The organism is Burkholderia sp. KBS0801 (assembly GCF_005937855.2).
Lineage (GTDB): Bacteria > Pseudomonadota > Gammaproteobacteria > Burkholderiales > Burkholderiaceae > Burkholderia > Burkholderia ambifaria.
Window position 1 is genome coordinate 2,038,145 of sequence record NZ_CP042178.1, and the last position, 21,466, is coordinate 2,059,610.

At 67.2% G+C, this 21,466-nt stretch carries 21 protein-coding genes; 12 read left to right on the plus strand and 9 right to left on the minus strand.

What is annotated here, in order from left to right:
• Positions 1 to 98 precede the first annotated feature (98 nt).
• Entirely contained in the window at positions 99 to 968 is an 870-nt protein-coding gene (locus tag FFI87_RS26010) for a sulfurtransferase (RefSeq protein WP_138848544.1), read from the plus strand.
• A gap of 51 nt (positions 969 to 1,019) precedes the next feature.
• On the opposite strand, the gene FFI87_RS26015 is transcribed toward FFI87_RS26010, so the two are convergent.
• From FFI87_RS26015 to polA, 3 genes are all read right to left on the minus strand, one after another.
• The gene (locus tag FFI87_RS26015; protein ID WP_138848543.1) at positions 1,020 to 1,895 is read right to left on the minus strand and encodes a dienelactone hydrolase family protein; all 876 of its coding nucleotides are present in this window, start codon (positions 1,893 to 1,895) and stop codon (positions 1,020 to 1,022) included.
• Between the two features lie 401 nt (positions 1,896 to 2,296).
• A complete protein-coding gene (locus FFI87_RS26020) occupies positions 2,297 to 3,631 on the minus strand; it encodes an NAD(P)/FAD-dependent oxidoreductase (RefSeq protein ID WP_138848542.1) in 1,335 nt (444 codons plus the stop codon).
• Positions 3,632 to 3,909: 278 nt separating this feature from the next.
• The gene (gene polA / locus FFI87_RS26025; RefSeq protein ID WP_138848541.1) at positions 3,910 to 6,663 is read right to left on the minus strand and encodes a DNA polymerase I; all 2,754 of its coding nucleotides are present in this window, start codon (positions 6,661 to 6,663) and stop codon (positions 3,910 to 3,912) included.
• A gap of 1 nt (position 6,664) precedes the next feature.
• Between polA and FFI87_RS26030 the strand changes: the two genes are divergently transcribed.
• Both FFI87_RS26030 and FFI87_RS26035 read left to right on the plus strand, forming a co-directional pair.
• Complete coding sequence (locus FFI87_RS26030; protein WP_138848540.1) at positions 6,665 to 7,423, plus strand: TIGR00730 family Rossman fold protein; 759 nt, start codon at positions 6,665 to 6,667, stop codon at positions 7,421 to 7,423.
• A 400-nt stretch (positions 7,424 to 7,823) separates the two neighbouring features.
• Positions 7,824 to 8,102, plus strand: a complete 279-nt coding sequence (locus tag FFI87_RS26035; protein ID WP_011658287.1) for a hypothetical protein — start codon at positions 7,824 to 7,826, stop codon at positions 8,100 to 8,102.
• 110 nt (positions 8,103 to 8,212) lie between these two features.
• Here the strand turns inward: FFI87_RS26035 and FFI87_RS26040 are convergent, their stop codons facing one another.
• Positions 8,213 to 9,739 carry an AMP nucleosidase gene (locus FFI87_RS26040; protein WP_012365626.1) on the minus strand — a complete coding sequence of 509 codons (1,527 nt, stop codon included), beginning with the start codon at positions 9,737 to 9,739 and terminating at the stop codon, positions 8,213 to 8,215.
• Positions 9,740 to 9,879: 140 nt separating this feature from the next.
• On the opposite strand from FFI87_RS26040, the gene FFI87_RS26045 reads away from it, so the two are divergent.
• From FFI87_RS26045 to FFI87_RS26065, 5 genes are all read left to right on the plus strand, one after another.
• Complete coding sequence (locus FFI87_RS26045) at positions 9,880 to 10,287, plus strand: hypothetical protein (protein ID WP_006753400.1); 408 nt, start codon at positions 9,880 to 9,882, stop codon at positions 10,285 to 10,287.
• A gap of 107 nt (positions 10,288 to 10,394) precedes the next feature.
• Positions 10,395 to 11,393 carry a homoserine kinase gene (locus tag FFI87_RS26050; RefSeq protein WP_138848539.1) on the plus strand — a complete coding sequence of 333 codons (999 nt, stop codon included), beginning with the start codon at positions 10,395 to 10,397 and terminating at the stop codon, positions 11,391 to 11,393.
• Complete coding sequence (locus FFI87_RS26055) at positions 11,384 to 12,193, plus strand: BPSS1780 family membrane protein (RefSeq protein WP_138848538.1); 810 nt, start codon at positions 11,384 to 11,386, stop codon at positions 12,191 to 12,193. Before FFI87_RS26050 ends, FFI87_RS26055 begins: the two co-directional genes overlap by 10 nt.
• A 177-nt stretch (positions 12,194 to 12,370) precedes the next feature.
• A complete protein-coding gene (locus FFI87_RS26060; RefSeq protein ID WP_138848537.1) occupies positions 12,371 to 12,823 on the plus strand; it encodes a MarR family winged helix-turn-helix transcriptional regulator in 453 nt (150 codons plus the stop codon).
• A 152-nt stretch (positions 12,824 to 12,975) separates the two neighbouring features.
• Positions 12,976 to 13,395, plus strand: coding sequence for an organic hydroperoxide resistance protein (locus tag FFI87_RS26065; RefSeq protein ID WP_011658280.1), 420 nt, complete (start codon positions 12,976 to 12,978; stop codon positions 13,393 to 13,395).
• Positions 13,396 to 13,503: 108 nt separating this feature from the next.
• Here FFI87_RS26065 and FFI87_RS26070 read toward each other — a convergent pair whose 3' ends face one another.
• Positions 13,504 to 13,680, minus strand: coding sequence for a DUF3563 family protein (locus FFI87_RS26070; protein WP_006753395.1), 177 nt, complete (start codon positions 13,678 to 13,680; stop codon positions 13,504 to 13,506).
• An 81-nt stretch (positions 13,681 to 13,761) separates the two neighbouring features.
• The gene (locus tag FFI87_RS26075; protein WP_138848536.1) at positions 13,762 to 14,871 is read right to left on the minus strand and encodes a PHB depolymerase family esterase; all 1,110 of its coding nucleotides are present in this window, start codon (positions 14,869 to 14,871) and stop codon (positions 13,762 to 13,764) included.
• Between the two features lie 248 nt (positions 14,872 to 15,119).
• Between FFI87_RS26075 and FFI87_RS26080 the strand changes: the two genes are divergently transcribed.
• The 4 genes from FFI87_RS26080 to FFI87_RS26095 all read left to right on the plus strand — a co-directional run bounded on the left by FFI87_RS26080 (position 15,120) and on the right by FFI87_RS26095 (position 18,290).
• The gene (locus FFI87_RS26080; protein WP_011658278.1) at positions 15,120 to 15,818 is read left to right on the plus strand and encodes a phosphatase PAP2 family protein; all 699 of its coding nucleotides are present in this window, start codon (positions 15,120 to 15,122) and stop codon (positions 15,816 to 15,818) included.
• Between the two features lie 136 nt (positions 15,819 to 15,954).
• Entirely contained in the window at positions 15,955 to 16,752 is a 798-nt protein-coding gene (gene modA, locus FFI87_RS26085; protein ID WP_138848535.1) for a molybdate ABC transporter substrate-binding protein, read from the plus strand.
• Positions 16,753 to 16,762: 10 nt separating this feature from the next.
• Positions 16,763 to 17,440, plus strand: coding sequence for a molybdate ABC transporter permease subunit (gene modB / locus FFI87_RS26090; protein WP_034177091.1), 678 nt, complete (start codon positions 16,763 to 16,765; stop codon positions 17,438 to 17,440).
• 106 nt (positions 17,441 to 17,546) lie between these two features.
• Positions 17,547 to 18,290: an ATP-binding cassette domain-containing protein gene (locus FFI87_RS26095; protein ID WP_138848534.1), complete on the plus strand. Its 744-nt coding sequence runs from the start codon at positions 17,547 to 17,549 to the stop codon at positions 18,288 to 18,290.
• A 136-nt stretch (positions 18,291 to 18,426) separates the two neighbouring features.
• On the opposite strand, the gene FFI87_RS26100 is transcribed toward FFI87_RS26095, so the two are convergent.
• The 3 genes from FFI87_RS26100 to FFI87_RS26110 form a co-directional block, all read right to left on the minus strand.
• Complete coding sequence (locus FFI87_RS26100) at positions 18,427 to 19,266, minus strand: TOBE domain-containing protein (RefSeq protein WP_138848533.1); 840 nt, start codon at positions 19,264 to 19,266, stop codon at positions 18,427 to 18,429.
• A gap of 48 nt (positions 19,267 to 19,314) precedes the next feature.
• Entirely contained in the window at positions 19,315 to 20,952 is a 1,638-nt protein-coding gene (locus FFI87_RS26105; protein WP_138848532.1) for a CHAD domain-containing protein, read from the minus strand.
• A 126-nt stretch (positions 20,953 to 21,078) separates the two neighbouring features.
• Entirely contained in the window at positions 21,079 to 21,462 is a 384-nt protein-coding gene (locus FFI87_RS26110) for a tautomerase family protein (protein ID WP_011658272.1), read from the minus strand.
• Positions 21,463 to 21,466 lie beyond the last annotated feature (4 nt).

Genomic DNA, 21,466 nt, shown 5'->3' on the forward strand with positions numbered 1-21,466 from the left:
CGCCGCATCGCATTCGGCATATGAAAAGACGGGTTTCGGCCCGTCTTTTTTTGTTTAGACTTGGAGTATCAGGCCAGTTCGCACTCCAGGGAGCCGTCATGCCACACACCCACTACACCACGCTCATTTCCGCAGCCAATCTCGCCGAACGTCTGGCCGCGGCGCCGGGCAGCGTCGCCGTATTCGACTGCCGCTTCGATCTCGCCGATCCGGCCGCGGGCGAAGCCGCCTATGCGGCCGGGCACATCCCCGGCGCGCAGTATCTTCATCTCGACCGCGACCTGTCCGGCCGCAAGACCGGCACCAACGGCCGCCATCCGCTGCCGACCCGCGACGCATTCGCGACGCTGATGGCCAGCCGCGGCGTCAAGCAGGGCCAGCAGGTGGTCGCGTATGACGCACACGGCGGCGCCTATGCGGCGCGCCTGTGGTGGCTGCTGCGCTGGCTCGGGCACGACTCGATCGCGGTGCTCGACGGCGGCCTGCAGGCATGGGAAGCGGCCGGCCAGCCGTTGACCACCGACGTGCCGCACCCGCCCGCCGGCGACTTCCGGGCGGCAGTGCCGCTCGAATCGACGGTCGACGCGGCAGCCGTGCTCGCGAACGTGACGTCGGCCAAGCGCGTCGTGATCGATGCGCGCGCGCCCGACCGCTATCGCGGTGAAAACGAAACGATCGATCGTGTCGGCGGCCATATCCCCGGCGCACGCAACCGGTTCTTCAAGGACAACCTGAACGCCGACGGCCGCTTCAAGACCGGCCACGAACTGCGCGAGACGTTCACCACGCTGCTGGCCGGCACCGAACCGAACAGCGTGATCCTGCAATGCGGCTCCGGCGTGACCGCCTGCCACAACGCACTCGCGCTCGAAGTCGCGGGGCTGCATGGCGCATCGCTGTATCCGGGCTCGTGGAGCGAATGGAGCGCCGATCCGTCGCGGCCGATCGCGACCGGCCCGACGCCGTAACACACCGGCACTGCGCAAGATGACGCGGCGGCATTTGCCGCCGCGTGTCGTTTACATCACGCCGTACTTGTGGAACCACTCGATCGTGCGCTTCCAGCCGTCCTCGGCATCGCCCTTCACGTAACTCGGCCGGTAATCCGCGAAGAATGCGTGACCGGCATCCGGATACACGACGATCTCGGATTGGCGCGCGAGCTTCGAGTCGCTCGCCTGGATTGCCTTGCGCATGTCGGCCAGCGACGCCTGCGTGATGTTCGTATCCTTCTCGCCGTACAGCCCGAGCACCGGCACCTTCAGCAAGGCCGCATGATCGACCGGATTGAACGGCGTCATCTCGTCGGTCTTGCCCTCGACGAATCCGTACCACGCCACGGCCGCACGCACGTGCGGATTGTGCTCCGCATACAGCCACGCCTGACGACCGCCCCAGCAGAACCCCGTCACACCGAGACGCGACAGGTCGCCGCCGTTCTTGCCAGCCCACGCGACGGTCGCATCGAGATCCTCGGTGACCTGGCGGTCCGGCACCTTGCTGACGATGTTGTCGACGAGCGCCTGGATCGTCGGGTACTTCGACGCATTGCCCTGGCGCGCGAACAGGTCCGGCGCGATCGCGAGATAGCCGAGTTTCGCGAAGCGACGGCAGACGTCGGCGATATGCTCGTGCACGGCAAAGATCTCGTGGATCACGATGACGACTGGCAGATTCGTCTTGTCGACCGGCTGCGCGCGATACGCGGGGATGCTCGCGTCGCCCGAGCGGATCTCGATGGTGTCGACGTCCAGCCCGGCGCTGTCGGTCGTGATGGTCTGCGCCGACACGGGCAGCACGGCCGCCGCGAAAGTGCCGCCCAGCGCGGCCTGCATGAACTTGCGGCGCGAGAACGGAACGTGGGGAACCAGGCTGTCGACTTCGGGTTTCAACATGAATGCACTCCTCGATTGGGGCGCCGCCGTCACGGCCACGGATCCGACCTGACGGGGCATCGCGCCGGCGGACGGCGCGGATGTCGCGGCGGGTTGGCACACCGCCGCAAGCGGAAACTCGCACAAGATGCCCAATAATCCGTTTTCGCGTCAACTGTCAGATGTGTAAGACTCGATTACGACGGTGCGATCCCGTCACATCGATCGCGGTGTCGATGGCCGCCAGCCAAGCCTCCCGCCCAGGTGCGGCATGCGGGCAACGAGCGCCGCTGCGCGATCGAATGCTTTCGGATTGAAACGAAAAGACGTGCCGCATGGGCGGTCATTCTGCGCCCGAAAAAGACAACGGGCAGGAAACGCGCTCGATGCGCATTCCCTGCCCGCCCGGTGCACGACCGCGGTCAGTGCAGCTTGACGCGCGGCAGCGTCGTACGGCGCAGCCAGTGCGCGACCGTATCGAGCATCATGCGCGGATAGCCGTGCAGCGCCGCGATATGCAGCCGGTACAGCGACATGTACATGAACCGCGCGAACAGCCCTTCGATCAGCATGTTGCCGCCGATCAGCCCGCCCATCAGGTTGCCGACCGCACTGAAGTGACCGAGCGACACGAGCGAACCGAAGTCGCGATACGTGAACTCGGGCAGCGGACGCCCATCGAGCCGGCATCCGATCGCCTTCAGCAGGAAGCTCGCCTGCTGATGCGCGGCCTGCGCGCGCGGCGGCACGTTGCGTTCGTTGCCGGGCCATGCGCATGCCGCGCAGTCGCCGAGGGCGAAGATGTTGTCGTCGGTGAAGGTCTGCAGCGTGCGGCGCACGTCGAGCTGGCCGAGCTTGTTGACCTGCAGACCATCGAGATTCGACAGCACGGACGGCGCCTTGATGCCGGCCGCCCAGACCGTGAGATCCGCGCGCACCGCCTTGCCGCTCGCGGTGTGCACGACGCCGGGCGCGACTTCCGTCACGCGCTCGGCCAGCATCAGTCGCACGCCGAGCTTTTCGAGCAGTTCGGCCGTCGCGGTCGACACGCGCTCCTGCAATGCCGGGAGAATTCGCGGCCCCGATTCGATCAGCACGATGCCGACGTCGTGCCGCGGGTCGAGCTTGTGCAGCCCGTACACGGACAGCACCTGCGCGGTATTGCGCAACTCGGCGGACAACTCGACGCCCGTCGCGCCGCCGCCGACGATCACGACCTGGATGCGCGGCTCGGCCGCGGCGCCCGGCACGGGCTGTGCCGGCGCCTGGTGCTCGGCGCGCATGCACGCGGCGATCAAACGCTTGCGGAAGCGCTCGGCCTCACCGACCGTATCGAGCGCGATCGCATTCTGGGCCGCACCCTGCACCCCGAAGAAGTGCGTCGTGCTGCCGATCGCGATCACCAGCGTGTCGTATTCCAGATCGCGCGCGGGCAGCAGTTCCTCGCCGTCGCTGTCGTTGACGGGTGACAGCGTGATGCGCTTTGCCGTGCGGTCGAGCGCGGTGAGTTCACCCTGCTGAAACTCGAAGCCATGCCAGCGCGCCTGCGCCGCGTATTCGAGTTCCTGCGTGAACGGGTCCATGCTGCCGGCCGCGACCTCGTGCAGCAACGGCTTCCAGATGTGGGTCGGATTGCGGTCGACGAGCGTGACGAGCGCACGCGCGGGACGATTGGCACGCGCGCCGTAACGATCGCCGAGCCGCGTCGCCAGTTCCAGGCCGCCCGCGCCTCCGCCTACGATGATGATCCGATGCATCTGACTCCCCCTTTGCGATTCGAAACTGCTGCCGCCGGACGATGCACACGCATCCATTCGCGCCGCCCGTTGGATTAACCGGTTCGGACATCATCGATGTGCAGTTCGAAACACTTCGATGCGCCGATTCCGGAACGCGGGCCGCGCCGCCCCCGCGACAATGATCTGACTCACTTGCATTGTCCGGGAGCTTGCGCGTTGACCACAAGCAAACCATCTCGATATTCAGCATCCCTGCAACAATATGCCGCGGGAAGCGCGAATCGCACGGGGGTGCGTCAGTGTGCCTCTTCCCAGTTCGCGCCGGCGCCCACTTCGGCGACCAGCGGCACCTTCAGCTTCGCCACACCGCACATCATTTCCGGCAGTTTCTCGCGCACGAGCGACAGTTCGTCGTCGGGCACCTCGAGCACCAGTTCATCGTGCACCTGCATGATCATCCGCGACGCGAGCCGGTCGCGCGTGAGCCAGTCGTCCACCGCGATCATCGACAGCTTGATCAGGTCGGCCGCCGTGCCCTGCATCGGTGCATTGATGGCCGCGCGCTCGGCGGCCTGACGGCGTGGGCCATTGCCACCGTTGATCTCCGGCAGCCACAGCCGACGACCGAAAACGGTTTCGACGTAGCCTTTGTCCTTCGCCGCCGTGCGCGTGTCTTCCATGTACTGCGCCACGCCCGGGTAGCGCGTGAAGTAGCGGTCGATATAGAGCTTCGCCGCATCGCGCGTGATGCCGAGGTTCGACGCGAGGCCGAACGCGCTCATCCCGTAGATGAGCCCGAAGTTGATCACCTTCGCGATTCGGCGCTGGTCGGAGTTGACCTCCAGCGGCGTCACGCCGAACACTTCGGCCGCGGTCGCGCGGTGGATGTCCTCGCCTTGCGCGAACGCGCGCAAGAGCGACGCGTCGCCGGAGATGTGCGCCATGATCCGCAGTTCGATCTGCGAATAGTCGGCCGACACGATCCGGTGGCCGGGCGATGCGATGAACGCTTCGCGGATCCGCCGACCTTCGGCCGTGCGCACCGGAATGTTCTGAAGATTGGGATCGTTCGATGCGAGCCGGCCCGTGACCGCGACGGCCTGCGCATAGTTCGTGTGCACGCGGCCCGTCGCCGGATTCACCATGCGCGGCAGCTTGTCGGTGTAGGTCGACTTCAGCTTCGACAGCCCGCGATGCTCGAGCAGCAGCTTCGGCAGCGGGTAATCCTCGGCCAGCTTCTGCAACACTTCTTCGTCGGTCGACGGTGCGCCGCTCGGCGTTTTTTTTACGACCGGCAGTTGCAGCTTCTCGAAGAAGATCTGCCCGATCTGCTTCGGCGAGCCGAGATTGAACTCGCCGCCGGCCAGTTCGTACGCTTGGCCTTCGAGCTCGATAAGGCGCGTCGCGATCTCGGTGCTTTGCGCCTGCAGAAGTGCGTCGTCGATCAGCACGCCGGTGCGCTCCATCTTGCGCAGCACGAGCGATACCGGCATCTCGATGTCGCGATACACGCGCTCGAGGCCCGCTTCACGCGCGACCTGCGGATACAGCGCCTGGTGAAGCTGCAACGTGATGTCCGCATCTTCGGCCGCGTACGCGGCGGCCTGCTCGAGCGCCACTTCGTCGAAACCGATCTGCTTCGCGCCCTTGCCGGCCACGTCCTCGTACTTGATCGTCTTGACGCCCAGATGACGCAGCGCGAGGCTGTCCATGTCGTGCGTGCGGTGCGATTCGAGCACGTACGATTCGAGCAGCGTGTCGTGCTCGATCCCGTTCAGCTCGATGCCGTAGTTCGCGAGCACCTGCGCGTCGTACTTCAGGTGCTGGCCGACCTTCTTGCGATCGGCCGATTCGAGCCACGGCTTCAGGCGCGCGAGCACCTCGTCGATCGGCAGTTGCTCGGGCATGTCGGGGCCGCGATGCGCGACCGGAAGATACGCGGCCTTGCCCGGCTCGATCGAGAACGACAGGCCGACGAGGCGGGCGATCATCGGGTCGAGCGCGGTGGTTTCGGTGTCGAACGCGGTGAGTGCGGCCGCATCGATCTTCGCGAACCACGCGTCGAATTGCGCCCACGTCTGGATCGTGTCGTATTCGCGAACGATGTCCGCCGCGATCACCGGCGCAGGGTCGCCCTCCGGTGCATCGGCGCCGCCGCCTTCGGCGGGCGCGCTCTCGACTTCGCGCAGCCAGGTCTTGAAGCCGTAGCGCGCGAAGATGTCGCGCAGCAGGTCGCGTGCTTCGCCGTCCGTCTTCAGCGACGCCTCGATCGATTCGAGATGCGGCGCGAGATCGCAGGCCGTCTCGACGGTCACGAGCGTGCGGCCGAGCGGCAGGAAGTCGAGCGCGCGGCGCAGGTTGTCGCCGACCACGCCCTTGATCTCGCCCGCATGTTCGATCACGCCGTCGAGGCTGTCGTATTGCGACAGCCACTTCACGGCCGTCTTCGGCCCGCACTTCTCGACGCCCGGCACGTTGTCGACGGTGTCGCCGATCAACGCGAGGTAGTCGATGATCCGCTCGGGCGGCACGCCGAACTTCGCGATCACGCCGTCGCGGTCGAGCGTCTCGTTGGTCATCGTGTTGACGAGCGTGACGCGGTCGGACACGAGCTGCGCGAGATCCTTGTCGCCGGTCGACACGATCACGTTCATCCCGTGCCGCTCGGCTTCGCGCGCGAGCGTGCCGATCACGTCGTCGGCCTCGACGCCCTCGACCATCAGTAGCGGCCAGCCGAGCGCGCGCACCGCGCCGTGGATCGGCTCGACCTGCAATGCGAGGTCGGGCGGCATCGACGGACGGTTTGCCTTATAGTCGGCATAAAGGTCGTCGCGGAACGTCTTGCCCTTTGCATCGAACACGCAAGCGCTATACTCTGCACTGACTTCCTTGCGCATACGGCGCAGCATGTTGATGATTCCGTAGAGCGCTCCGGTCGGCTCCCCGCCAGGGCCACGCAGATCAGGCATCGCATGGTAAGCCCGATACAGATAGCTCGAACCGTCAACCAATAGCAGGGTCTTACCTTCCAGATTTCGTTCTTCAGGCATTATGAACAAGAGAAAAGTGATTCCGAGTCTGCGTTCGCTCGCAGATCAAGAACGCGCGACGGCCAAGAAGGCGCGCGCATCGTGGCAGATGTTCACGATTATGGCAGAGTTTATCGAGGCGACCGAGTACCTGTCGGAGATCCGCCCGGCTGTCAGCATCTACGGTTCTGCCCGTCTCAAACCCGACACGCCGCACTACAAGCTCGCGGTGCAGATCTCGCGCAAGCTGTCCGACGCCGGCTTCGCGGTGATCTCCGGCGGCGGCCCCGGCATCATGGAAGCGGCGAACAAAGGCGCGCACGCCGGCAAGGCGCCGTCGGTCGGCCTGAACATCGAGCTGCCGCACGAGCAGGCGGGCAACCACTTCCAGGACATCTCGCTGCGCTTCCGTCATTTCTTCACGCGCAAGGTCACGTTCGTGAAGAACTCCGACGCGGTGATCGTGATGCCGGGCGGCTTCGGCACGCTCGACGAATTGTCCGAAGTGCTCACGCTGATCCAGACGAAGAAGTCGCGCCTCGTGCCGATCATCCTGGTCGGCAGCGCGTTCTGGCAAGGGCTGCTGCAATGGTTCCGCGACCAGCTGATTCCGATGGGCCTCATCAATCCGGAAGACATGAATCTGATGCAGGTGATCGACGATCCCGACCAGGTGCTCGACGCCGTGCTCGCGTTCTACGAGGACAGCGGCGAGGAAGAGGGCTCGGACGGCGACGGCCAGCCGCCGCGGCCTGAAGAAGACCGCATGTTCTATCTGTAATTCGATCGATGTCGATGGCCGGGCTCACGGCCGGCATCGCGCATCCGCACCCCGCGCGGCAGGCATGGCGATTTCGCCACCTGCCGCGTGTCATTTTGTAACGCCGCGTTAATCCCGCTGCGCGTTCACGCACCGCCGAATGTCAAATCCGGGCGCCCTGTGCCGCGCAACGCGAATGCCCCGTTCCGCGCCTGCGCCCATCATTGTCAAATCGGGCGGCCGGCCATCGATCCGGGTCGGGCCGACGGCTGGAATCCACCGTAACAAACACGCCTCGCCTTTTTCGCGCGATGCCCGCACACTGCATTTCGTCGGCGTGGCGTCCCCCCGGTGGGCACGATCCCCCCTCGCGTCCCATCGCGTCGCGCCGGCCTTTTACAACGACATCACGGAAAACAACATGCAACGCTCGCTGATTGCCCTCGCCTTCGCCGGCCTCGGTCTTTCACTGTCCGGCCTCGCCCACGCCGTCAACGTCGACGTCAACATCGGCACGCCCGCGCCGGTCGTCGTCGCGCCTGCGCCCGTGGTGATCGTCGGCTGGCACGGCGACCGCTACTGGGACGGCCGTCGCTACTGGGAACGCCGCGAGTGGGAAGATCACCAGCGCCATCGTGGTCACGAAGGCCGCGGCGGCTATCACTGCCCGCCGGGACACGCGAAGAAAGGCGAGTGCTGAGCAACTGAACATCGGGCCGGTACGCCCGCACTGAAGCGCAACGAACAAGGCCACACGCGAACGAAGGTTCGCGTGTGGCCTTTGTCGTTGGGGCGCGGCGGCGTGCGGCGTTACTGAAACGCCACTTCCGCAAAACTCCGCAGCTTGCGGCTATGCAGCTTGTCGAGCCCGTTCGTGCGCAGGATCTCCATCGCCTTCACACCGATCTGCAGATGCTGGTCGACCTGCCCGCGATAGAACGTGTCGGCCATGCCCGGCAGCTTCAGCTCGCCGTGCAGCGGCTTGTCCGATACGCACAGCAGCGTGCCGTACGGCACGCGGAAGCGGAAACCGTTCGCGGCGATCGTCGCGCTTTCCATGTCGAGCGCGATCGCGCGGCTTTGCGACAGCCGCTGCACGGGCTCGCGGTGATCGCGCAATTCCCAGTTGCGGTTGTCGACGCTCGCGACCGTCCCCGTGCGCATCACGCGCTTCAGTTCGGCGCCTTCGAGCCGGGTGACCTCGGCCACCCCGCGCTCGAGCGCGAGCTGCACTTCGGCGAGCGCCGGGATCGGCACCCACAGCGGCAGGTCGGCATCCAGCACGTGATCCTCGCGCACGTAACCGTGGGCGAGCACGTAGTCGCCGAGGCGCTGCGTGTTGCGCAGGCCCGCGCAGTGGCCGAGCATCACCCACGCATGCGGACGCAGCACCGCGATGTGATCGGTGATCGTCTTCGCGTTCGACGGCCCGACGCCGATGTTGACCATCGTGATTCCGCTGCCGTCCGCGCGCTTCAGGTGATACGCGGGCATCTGCGGCAGCCGCGGCGGCGCGACGCCCTCGACCGGCTCGCTGCCGAGGTTCGCGTTGTACGTGACGACATCGCCCGGCTCGACGAACGCGCTGTACTGGCTGCGGTACTCGCGCACTTCGGGATCGTCGCTCTCCGTCATCATCGTGCGGCCGAGCTTCACGAACTCGTCGATGTAGAACTGGTAGTTCGTGTACAGCACGTAGTTCTGGAAGTGCGTGGGCGACGTGGCCGTGTAGTGGCGCAGCCGGTGCAGCGAGAAGTCGACGCGCGCGGCGGTGAACAGCGCGAGCGGATGCGGCTCGCCGTGCTGCGGCTCGAACGTGCCGTTGACGATGCGGTCGTCGAGGTACGACAGGTCGGGCGTATCGAAGATGTCGCGCATCGCGAGCAGGCGGTCGCGGTCGAGTTCGCCTTCGAGATGGATGCCTTCGGGGAACGCGAAATGAACCGGAATCGGCTGCGACGACACGCCGATCTCGATCTTCACATGGTGGTTCTTCGCCAACAGGCGCAGTTGCTCGCGATAGTAATTCGCGAACAGGTCGGGACGCGTGACCGTCGTCTCGAACACGCCCGGGCCCGCGACGAAGCCGTACGAGCGGCGCGAATCGACGTGGGTGTTGACTTCGGTACGAATCCGCACGAACGGGTAGCACGCGCGCACGTGCTCGGTGATCGGTTCGTGGCGGCGATAACGCGCGAACGCGTCGCGCAGGAAGCCCGTATTGGTGTCGTAGATGGCCGACAGCCGCGCGACGGCGGCGACGGAATCGTCGAATGCTTCGACAGGCGGGCTCTCGGGCATCAGCATCCGGTGCCGGCGGCTCAAATCGTTCTTCATTTTCGATACCTCATCTGATCGAACGACATTACCACGGAACCCGGTCACGCTCATGGCCGCGTGCTTGCAAGTCGCTTGCACATGAGGGCCGGGCAGCGCCCAGTATTTGCTAAAATCGGTGGGTTCACTGGAGACTCATCATGAAGCCGCTCATTCTCGTCGCCGCTGCTGCCGCGTTTGCTGGCATGTTTGCCGCCGTCGGCACCGCTTACGCCGCAGGCAGCACGCCCGACGCCGACGCGCAGGCGCGGGCCGAGGCCAACGAAGCCGCCGGTCTGCCCGATCTCCGCAAGATCAACCGGCCCGGCGCCGAAGTCACGTCGAAAGTCGACTTCGCCGACATTCGCCGCACGCCGAGCTTTCATGAAAAGAGCAGGAACGGCACCGAGGTCACCGAGTATCGCGATCGCGGCAAGCCGGTCGAGATCAACGTGAAGTCGAACTTCGGCACGCGCTACCAGATGAGCTCGACGCCCGACACGTCGCCGAAGCCGCACGACGCGGGCGTCCCGATCACGCGCCTGCCGTCGGTGAACCTGCGCTACTGATTTCCCGCCGCGCCGCGTCGGTCGCCACGCGGCGCACCGGCGCTCCCTTCACCTCCTGTCGCGCCGCACGCCGCGCGCGTGCCGACAACTGACCTGACGCATCTCGCATGGCCGTTTTCACCGCTGTTTCCGACTCCGATCTCGCGCAATGGATGCGCCACTACGAACTGGGCGACGTGCTGGCGTTCCGCGGCATTCCGTCCGGTATCGAAAACAGCAACTTCTTCCTGACGACGACGCGCGGCGAGTACGTCCTGACGATCTTCGAAAAGCTGACGGCGGAACAGCTGCCGTTCTACCTCGACCTGATGCGCCATCTGGCGAGCCACGGCGTACCGGTGCCGGATCCGATCCCGCGCGACGACGGCGCGCTGTTCGGCCTGCTGCACGGCAAGCCGGCCGCGATCGTCACGAAGCTCGACGGCGCCGCCGAGCTCGCGCCGGGGATCGAACACTGCATCGAGGTCGGGCAGATGCTCGCGCGCCTGCACCTCGCGGGGCGCGACTATGCGCGCTACCAGCCGAACCTGCGCAGCCTGCCGTGGTGGCAGGAAAACGTCCCGGCGATCGTTCCGTTCGTTTCCGACGCGCAACGCACGCTGCTCGAGGGCGAACTCGCGCACCAGGCCGCGTTCTTCGCGTCCGACGACTATGCGGCGCTGCCGAGCGGCCCATGCCACTGCGACCTGTTCCGCGACAACGTGCTGTTCGCGCACGCGGCGCCCGGCACCGGTCATGACGTACGGCTCGGCGGCTTCTTCGATTTCTATTTCGCGGGCTGCGACAAATGGCTGTTCGACGTCGCGGTGACCGTCAACGACTGGTGCGTCGACCTCGCGACGGGCGTGCTCGACGTCGCGCGCGCGGACGCGCTGCTGCGTGCGTACCAGACGGTCCGGCCGTTCACGGCCGCGGAGCACCGCCACTGGAGCGACATGCTGCGCGCGGGCGCTTACCGCTTCTGGGTGTCGCGCCTGTACGACTTCTACCTGCCGCGCGCGGCCGAAATGCTCAAACCGCACGACCCCGGTCATTTCGAACGCATCCTGCGTGAGCGTATCGCCCACACGCCCGCGCTTCCCGAGACCCATACCGCATGCAACTGATCGAAGTACCCGCGAAAGCGGGCTATGTCTGGTTCCGTCAAGGCATCTGGCTGTTCCGCCGGAACCCCCTCGCGTTCATCACGCTGTTTTTCACGTACCTGCTGGCCATCACGCTGGTGTCGATGGTGCCGGTGATCGGCGCGGCGCTGCCGCTGCTGTTCATTCCCGGCATCGCCGTCGGCTTCATGGCCGCGTGCCGCGACACGGTCGCCGGCAAGCCGGTGATGCCGACGATCCTCATCGACGGCTTCCGCTCGTACGGCACCGCGACGACGCAGCGGCTGCTCGTCCTCGGCCTGGTCTATGTCGCGCTGATGGTGGCGGTGTTCGCCGCGTCGTCCATCGTGGACGGCGGCGGGCTGCTCCACATGATGCTGGGCGCGACGAACGACACGAGTCCGACGCCGGAAGCGCTTGCCGCGCAGGGCACAGTCGGCGCGCTGCTGCTTGCCACCCTGCTCTACGCGCCGGTCGCGATGCTGTTCTGGTTCGCGCCGGTGCTCACCGCGTGGCACGACATCCCGCCCGCCAAGGCGCTGTTCTTCAGCGTCGTCAGCTGCTGGCGCAATCGCGGCGCATTCGTCGTATACGGGCTGCTGTGGTTCGGCGTCGCGCTCGGCTCGTCGTTCGGCCTGTCGCTGCTGCTGCAAGCGCTCGGCGCCGGTGCCTATGTGCTGACGATCATGATGCCGGTGACGATCATCATCGTCACGATGATGTACTGCTCGTTCTACGCGACCTATCGCGGCTGCTTCGGCGTGCAGGAACCGGGCGCCCCGACGCCCACGTCCGGCCGCTGACGCCAATTCGGCCGGCGCACGCCGCCGGCCGCCTCCCCTCCCTGGCGGCCCCGCGCGGGTTGCGCGGATCCCGGCTGCCGCCCGAGCCCCTACGCGCTGCCTCTGTTCAATCGAATCTTTTGCGCGCAAAATAATTTGCGTACAAATCGTTAGCGCGTTCGCCGCGCCGCCCGAATCATGGACCGCCTGCCCCCGCTGCCCCAGACGCTCGACGAGCAACTCTGCTTCGCCCTCTACTCGACTTCGCATGCGATGACGAAGGCGTACAAGCCGTTGCTCGACAAGCTGTCGCTGACCTATCCCCAATATCTGGCCATGCTCGTGCTGTGGGAACGCGACGATATCGCGGTGAAGGACATCGCCGCCCGCCTCGACCTCGACCCGGCCACCGTCACGCCGCTGCTGAAGCGGCTCGAGGCGCTCGGCTACGTCGAGCGCGTGCGCAGCGCGACGGATGAGCGCGTCGTGAACGTGCGCGTGACCGCGGAAGGCCGTGCGCTGAAGGTCAAGGCGCGCTCGGTGCCCGGCGATCTCTTTTGCGCGATGCAGCAAACCCCCGAGTTTCTGGTCAGGCTGCGCGCGGATCTCCAGCAGCTGCGCAACGCGCTGTCGGCCGCCAACGAAGGCTGACGAGCCGACCGGTCGCGAGCCGGCCCGGTGCGTCAGCCTTTTCTTCAAAATTTCATTTGCACACAAATCATTTGTGTTCTATATTTCTCTCGTGGCCGGCGACGTCCCAGTTCGACCGGACCGCTTTCTTCCTTTCCGACAGGAGCTGCACGATGAACATTCTGTACAAGACCAGCGCCACGAGCACGGGCGGCCGCGACGGCCGCGCGGTTTCCGCCGACAACAAGCTGGAAGTGAAGCTGGCCGCGCCGCGTGAACTCGGCGGCACGGGTGCGGAAGGCACGAACCCGGAGCAGCTGTTTGCCGCAGGTTACTCGGCCTGTTTCCTGAGCGCGATGAAATTCGTCGCCGGCCAGAACAAGCAGACGCTGCCGGCCGACACGCAAGTCACCGCGGAAGTGGGCATCGGCCCGAACGACGCAGGCGGCTTCGGGCTCGACATCGAATTGCGCGTGTCGCTGCCGGGGCTCGACAAGGCCGACGCGCAGGCGCTGGTCGACAAGGCGCACCACGTGTGCCCGTACTCGAACGCGACCCGCAACAACGTGCCGGTGCGTCTGACGGTGGTCTAACGCGACACGCGGCGCCGAATGCAAAAAGGGCGTGTGCGGCTACTTGCCGCACACGCCCTTTTGCGTGATTCGCCGGACCGGCTGACGAGCCGGGCCGCGCTGCGCTGCTTAACGCGAGCCGAACGAGAACGGACGGTTCATCGCCGCTTCGCGATCGATCTTGCGCATGCGGAATTCGAGGTCATAGATGTCGGTGGCTTCGGACAGGTACGCGTCGGCGCGCTCTTTTGCGGCCTTTTCAGCGTTCTTGGTCAGCATCAGGAAGAGGTGGCTCAGCAGGTACATGGTCGATCTCGCAATCCAAGGGTTCTTTGACTAGGGTTTTCCCGAATTATAGGGAAAACCCTAGCCCTTGGCTAGCGTGGATCAGACGGTGCGTCGTTCGGTCGCCACAGTCCGGCGATTCTGTTCGAAAAATGACCAGATCATCGCGCTCGCATCGGGGCCGACCGCCGCATGAAACGGTACGGCTTCGTCGCCGCCGGCCCACGCATGATCGAGCCCCTTGACGTGGCAAAGCCGCACGACCGGCTCGCCGTCGCGGCGCACGTCGGTGATGTGCGCGCCCGCCTCGCGCGTCTCCACGCGCTCGCCGCCGCGCAGCGCGCCGCGGCTGTCCGCGAGCCCGTTCAGGCGCATGAACTGCACCGTGAGCTGGTCCGCATTCTTCGGCGCGACGACATGGTCCGCGTCACCCTGCACGATCAGCGCGGGCATGCCCGGATACGCACTGGCGTCGAGCAGCGCGTCGAGCACCGCCGCCGGGTTCTGTCGGAGCCCGCGCCGCATCACGTCCATCGCACTGATGCCTGAATTCGCCTCGCCGAGCGCGGGGCCCGAGTGCAGCGCAACCGCCGCGAAGTGATCCGGATGGTGCAGTGCGAGCAGCGCGGCCAGCCCCGCGCCGGCCGACAACCCCGCGACGTACACGCGCGACGCGTCGAAACCGTGCTCGTCGACCAGCGCATCGATCAGCGACGCGACCGTATCCGCTTCGCCACGACCCGCGCGATCGGTATCCTCATACCAGTGCCAGCAGCCATGCGCGTGCGCACGCTGCGACTGCTCCGGATACAGCACCGCGAAGCCGTGCTTGTCGGCCAGCAGGTTCATCCGCGTACCCTGCGCAAACTCGTCGACCGATTGCTGGCAACCGTGGAGCATCACGACGAGCGGCATCGCGCCGCGCCGACGCCCAGGTGGCACGTAAAGCCCATATGCGAGCTGCTGGACGAGGCGGCCGAGCGCGGGCGCCATCGGATGCTCGCCGCGCGTCCACTCGCCTGCCGCCCATGCAGCCGCGCGCGGCCGCACGCGCGACTCGCGCGGCGGGGACAGATCGGTGGCGGCGCTCGAGGCCGCGGCCTCGAGCGTATCGCGCGCGATCCGCTGTGCATCGCGCGCCCCACGTTTGGCGGCCGGGGACAGCATGCGTTTCACGCCGCCCAGCCATACCTTCGTCAGACTTTTGGTCATCAATCGGGCTCGCAGTCAGGAAAAATAGGGTCACGATACTCGATGCATCGTTCGACTTTGTGCAATGCACCATAACATTGTTTCTGGGATTTTTCCTGCGCGCAGATAGTTCCCGGCGGCGCAAAAAACGGGCCTCGACCGGCCGCGGCGCTATACTGGGGTTTAACCGCTTGTATCCGTTGTAGTCGTTCTGCCCGGCTCGCGCGTTGATTTAAGCATTCGTCCCGCCTCTGTCCGTTTCCTTCCCGATGTTCGACCTGCCGTCTCACCTGTGGATCACGATCACCGCGTTCGGTGGCGCGGGCCTGACCTTGCCGCTCGCGATCACGATCGCCGTGTGGCTCGCGCTCGGCTACTCGTGGCAGCGCGCCGCCGCGTGGCTCGGCGTGCTCGCGGCCGCGATCGGGGTCGTCGCGCTCACCAAGATCGCGTTCCTCGGCTGGGGCATCGGGATCCGCGCGTGGGACTTCACCGGATTCAGCGGCCACGCGATGCTGTCCACGTCGGTCTATCCCGTCGCGATGTTCCTCGCGCTGATCCGCACCCGCGCGCCGGTGCGGATCGCCGGCATCGCGCTCGGGCTCGCGGCCGGCATCGCGGTCGGCGTGTCGCGCGTCGCGCTCGCCGCCCATTCGCCGTCCGAATCGATCACCGGCTGCATCATCGGCGCGATCGCCGCACTGGTGTTCATCGCCGGCTCGTGGCAGGCGGTGCCGCACCGCTGGTCGGTGCCGGCGGTCGTCGCGAGCCTGGCGCTCGTCACGATCGCGCTGCATGGCATCACGGTGCCGTCGCACCAGTGGGTCACCAAGGTCGCGCTGGAGCTGTCGGGGCACGAGCGGCCGTTCGTCCGCGCCCGCTGGAAAGCCAATCCGAACTACCGGCCGGCATCGCAGCCGTCGTCGCTGCACCGCACGGGGTTGTCGCTGCCGTCGCTGCACGCGTGACGGGCCGCGCGCACGTCATTCCCGCCGCGTTTCAAGTCTGAAGGTTTCATGCGTCCCGGCGCATGAACGGTATGTCGAGCGTTATAACCTCCCCTATATTACGATTACGGTTTTCAACCATTCGAACGACCAGACCATGCGCTCAACCGTCCGCCCGCTTCGCCGCACCCTGCTGCGCCTGTTGCCGCTCGCCACGCTTGCCGCGGGCGTCGCGTTCAGCGCGCCGGCTTCCGCTGCCGACGAGCTGGTCGTGTCGGCGGCCGCGAGCCTGACGAACGCGTTCAAGGCAGTCGGCGATGCGTACCACAAGCAGCATCCGGACACCAAGGTGCTGTTCAACTTCGGCGCGTCGGACGTGCTGATGCAGCAGATCGCCAAGGGCGCGCCGGCGGACGTGTTCGCGTCGGCCGACCAGAAGGCGATGGATCGCGCCGTCACCGAAAAGGTCATCGTGCCCGGCACGCGCCGCGATTTCGCGGCGAATTCGCTCGTGCTGATCGTGCCGGCGGAGAGCCGTGCGGCCGCGCCGACGTCGCTGAACGACCTGACGGTGCCCGGCGTGAGGCGTATCGCGTACGGCGACCCGGCATCGGTGCCGGTCGGCCGCTATACCGAAAGCGCGCTGCGCGCGGCAGGCGTGTGGGACGCCGTCAGCGCCAAGGGCGTGCTGGCCGCGAACGTGCGCCAGAGCCTCGATTACGTCGCGCGCGGCGAAGTCGACGCGGGCTTCGTGTTCGGCACCGACGCGGCGATCATGCCGGGCCGCGTGAAGATCGCCCTGACCGTGCCGACGCAGACGGCCATCACCTATCCGATCGCGGTAGTCAAGGACAGCCGCCATGCCGCGCAGGCACAGTCGTTCATCGACTTCGTCGCGTCGCCGCAGGGCCAGGCCGTGCTGTCGACGTTCGGCTTCAAGCCCGCGGGCAAGTGAGCACGGCATGATGCAGGACGCGTGGGTACCGCTGCTGTTGTCGCTGAAGGTCGCCGGCTGGGCGACCGCGCTCGACGTCGTGCTCGGCGTCGCCGCCGCCTTCGTGCTCGCGCGCTGGCGCTCGCCGATGCGCGACGTGGTCGATTCACTGCTGACGCTGCCGCTCGTCCTGCCGCCGACGGTGCTCGGCTATTACCTGCTCGTGCTGCTCGGCCGGCGCGGCGTGTTCGGCGCGTGGCTCGACAAACTCGGCATCGAACTCGTCTTCACGTGGCAGGGCGCGGTGATCGCGTCGATGGTCGTCGCGTTTCCGCTGATCCTGAAATCGGCGCGCACCGCGTTCGAAAGCGTCGATCCGCACCTCGAACGCGCGGCCCGCACGCTCGGGCTCGGTGAAGCCGCGGTGTTCTTCCGCGTGACGCTGCCGCTCGCCACGCGCGGCATCCTGGCCGGCGCGCTGCTCGCATTCGCGCGCGCGCTCGGCGAATTCGGCGCGACGCTGATGATCGCCGGCAACCTGCCCGGCCGCACGCAGACGCTGTCGGTCGCGATCTATGCGGCGGTGCAGGCCGGCGACGACAGCACGGCCAACTTCCTCGTGCTGGTGACGTCGATCACCTGCGTGCTCGTGCTGCTCGCGACCGGGTGGCTCGTGCCGTCGCGCGCCGGGCGGAGCCAGCCGACATGACGCGCCGATCGCATCCTTACCGCTGTGCCGACCCGGTCGCGGCGACACGCGTGTCCGTTGCACGCGTGGTTGGCGGCGCGAGCGGCCCGGCACGACGGAGGCCCGCATGAGCGTCGTCGTCGACATCCGCAAGACCTACGCGAGCGCCGAGCGCCGCTTTACGCTCGACGTGTCGTTCGCGGCAACCACGCAGCGCGTCGTGCTGTTCGGGCCGTCCGGCGCGGGCAAGAGCATGACGCTGCAGGCGATCGCCGGCCTGCTGTCGCCCGACGAAGGCACGATCACGCTGAACGGCGAACCCCTGTTCGATTCCGCGCGCGGCATCGACGTGCCGACCCGCGCGCGCCGCGTCGCGTATCTGTTCCAGGACTATGCGCTGTTCCCTCATCTGAACGTACGCCAGAACATCGCGTTCGGGCTCACGCCCGGCCTGCGCAACCCGCGCGCGAAGACGGTGCCGCCCGAAGTCGCGTACTGGCTGCAGGCGTTCGAGCTCGATGCGCTCGCCGGCCAGTTTCCGTCGCAGTTGTCGGGCGGACAGAAGCAGCGCGTCGCGCTGGCCCGCGCGCTGGTCGCACAGCCGCACGTGCTGCTGCTCGACGAGCCGTTCGCTGCGATCGACGGCGCGATGCGCCAGCGCATGCGCCACGAGCTCGCCGAACTGCAGGCGCGGCTCGATATCCCGATGGTGCTCATCTCGCACGATCCCGACGACGTCGCCGCGTTCGGCGACCAGGTCGTGCAATTGAGCGAAGGGCGCGTGCTGGCCGCAACGCCGCACGCCGAGTGGCCGACGCGCGTCGTCGGCGCGCACGACGGCCGTGGCCCTGGCGGCCACGCGGGAGCCTGAGAGAAGCCGCGCAGGCGGCATCAGCTGGAACAAGGTGGCGACGGGATCGAAGCCGGTCGGCGCGTCGTGCACGTCGGGCGGCGCCGGTTTCGCGTCGTCCACCCACAGTGGTCGAAAGCGAAAACGGCGCGCGCGATCAGCCCGTCACCGCGAGAATCACGCTCGATGCCTTGAACAGCGCGATCGCGCGTCGGCCGACGTCGAGTTGCAACGCTCCGACGCTGTCGTTCGTGATGACGGCCGTCAGCGTGCCGCCGCCGTCGAGCGCCAGCGTCACCTCGCTGTTAACCGCGCCCGCCGCGACGGTTTCGACCGTCCCGTGCAACTGGTTGCGCGCGGACACCTTCAATGTGGCTTCGGCTTCATCGGCGACCGCCAGCACGACCCACGACGCCTTCACGAGCGCGCACGCATCCGCGCCCGGCGCCAGGCCGAGCGCATCGGCGCTTTCGTGCGTGAGCACCGCGACGATCACCTGCCCGCCGGGCAGCACGAGCGTCACTTCGTCGTTCACCGTGCCGCGCACGATCGTCTCGACCTTGCCGAACAGCTGGTTGCGCGCACTCGTCTTCATTCCGATCCGGCCGATCAGTGCCCAGTCGACGTCGAAGCCGGACACCGCCGCGCTCGCCGCGTCGATGAAGCGGCGATGCTCGCGCTCGATCGTGCGGAACGCGGCGATCAGCGAGGTCGCGCGCGGCGTCAGCGTCGTGCCGCCGCCGCCCTTGCCGCCCGTCGAACGCGTGACGAGCGGCTCGCCGGCCAGGTTGTTCATCGTATCGATCGCATCCCACGCGGCCTTGTAGCTGAGGCCGACGGCCTTCGCCGCGCGCGTGATCGAGCCGGTGTCGCCGATCGCCGCGAGCAGCGCGATGCGGGTCGCGCCGCCGAGCGTCTGCGGGCCGGCGCGCAGCCATAGTTCGCCGCCCAGTCCGAGCGGTCCGGCGGAGGAGGAAGGAGGCGACGTGTCGCTCATGGGTCTGTCTGCAGAAAACGGGAGGCCATTATAGGGAGCGCGCGCCGCTCAACGCGGCTTGCCGTCGAGCCTCGGCGGGCGCAGGCTCGCAAGCAGCGCCTCGGCGTCGCGCGCCGCGCGCTGCTCGAGCGCCGCACCGTAGCCGCGCACGAAACCGAGCTGATACGCGGGTGCCGCCAGTTGCTCGAGATGATGCTGCGCGACCATCGTGTCGTTCGCTTCGCCGAGCACGCTTTGCACGCGCGCGAGCGTCTTGACCGTTTCGTTGCGCGTGCGGCGCGAGGCAAGCGACGCGAAGAATTCGAGCGCATAGCGCAGCCGCTTCGCGTCGATCCGCACCTGGTGCCGCGCGGCCGTATCGAGCGACGTGAGCGCCGGCGATGCATACAGATGGCCGAACAGCCGCCGCACGCGCTTGGTCGCGTGTCGCCGCAGCGACGGCGCGTCTTCGTCGCCGGCGGCCGGCGGCAGCGCGAGCGTGCTCAGCCATTCGAGCCAGCCGAGCGTCAGCCGCGCATAGCGTGCCGAATGCAGCGCCTGGCGCAGTTCGGTGCGCGCCGCCGTCGCCTGCGCACGCGCGGCGTCGAGTGTGCCGTTCCAGTCGGCGCTGCCGCCATCGGCCGCGATCAGCGCGGGCAGGCTTTCGGTCGAAAACACGTCCCAGTCGCGCACCGTGCCGAGGAGCGACGCGAGCCAGCGCAGGTCGACACCGAAGGTTTCCTGCCACTGATCGCCCGCGAAACGCGGAAAGAAGCGCATCAGCGTGCGCAGCCGGCGCAGCGCGACGCGCATCTGATGCACGAATTCGGGATCGTCGCGATCGAGCACGCCGCCCTCGTTGCCGAGCCATTGCGCGGCGATGTCGCCGGACAGCGCGAACAGCGCGGTTCGTTGCGTGCGGATGCCGGTCAGGTCGACGATTTTCGCCTTGACCGGCCCGGTGACGCCCGGCTCGCCCGCGCACGCGCGATCGATCACGCTGGTCAGCTGCACGAACGCGGGCCATGCGCCGCTGAGCTCGCGCGCGGCGGCAAACAGCGCGCGCAGCGCGGCCGTGCGGGCGGGGACGGTTTCCCAGTCGGGCGCCGCAAGGCGCAGCTCGACTTGGCGGCGCGGCAGCTCGGCGCCACCGTGCAGCGTGACGTCGTCGAGCGTCATCTCGACCACCACGCCGCTGTCGTCCGCCCATCGCCCGCGCCGCCGCTCGGTGACGAGCCGCAACGGCGCCGGCCCGGACGACGCGGCGACGGCCGCTTCGTCAACGGGGCCGGGTGTCGTATCCGCGCCCGCGCCCGTGACCGGAGCCGATTCCGCATCGGCGCGCGGCGCCGGCGCTGAGGGCGGCGTGGCCACGGCAATGCCCGCATGCTCGGCATCGAACCGCTCGCGCGCCATGACGCCGGGCGCAAATGCCTTCGTGCGGGATGCGACGACACGCCGCCCCTGCGCGTTCGACTCGATCCACGTCCACCAGCACTCGCCGGGACTCGGCTCGGCCTCCTCGACCTGGCACGGCTCGATCGTCACGCGCTCGTGGCCGCGCCGCATCCGCACCTGCGGACAGATTCGCCAAGCACGGACGAGTTCGGCGCCGAAATCGCGCGGCTCGCCACGTGCCCGGCTTCCCGACTTGACTTGCCAGGCATCCAACGACAGGCACAACACGATTTCCAGCACACGCGACATGGAGGCTCCCGCACATGAAGAAGCGCCGGCTCATCCTGCGTGCCGGCGTCGTCCGTGAATCGGCTTCCATAGTACACGGCGCGAAAACGCGCGGGCGACGATCCGGCCCTGCCGCCCTGTCGCGCGTCAAACGGCGTATTGCGCGATGCCGTTGCCGAACGACCAGTCCTCCTTCAGCACTTCCACGAGACTGATGAACACGTCCTGCTGCCGCACGCCGGGCTGTCGCGCGAGGTTCTCGGTGATGGTCCGGTACAGCGCCCGTTTCTGCTCGAGCGTGCGCGTGTTGTTCGCGGTGATCTGGATCATCACGAGATCGTCGCTGCGTTCGATGTCGAAGTAGTGGCGGCCGAACACGAAGTTCTCGGCCGAGTGCTCGGTCACGACCATGAAGATGTCGTCCTCGGGCACGTTGAACGTGTGCATCAGCGCGCGATGCACGCCGTCGACGAGCGCCGCGCGGTAGGCGGCCGGTTTGCCTTCGCGCACTGCGATTCGGGTGAATGGCATGGTC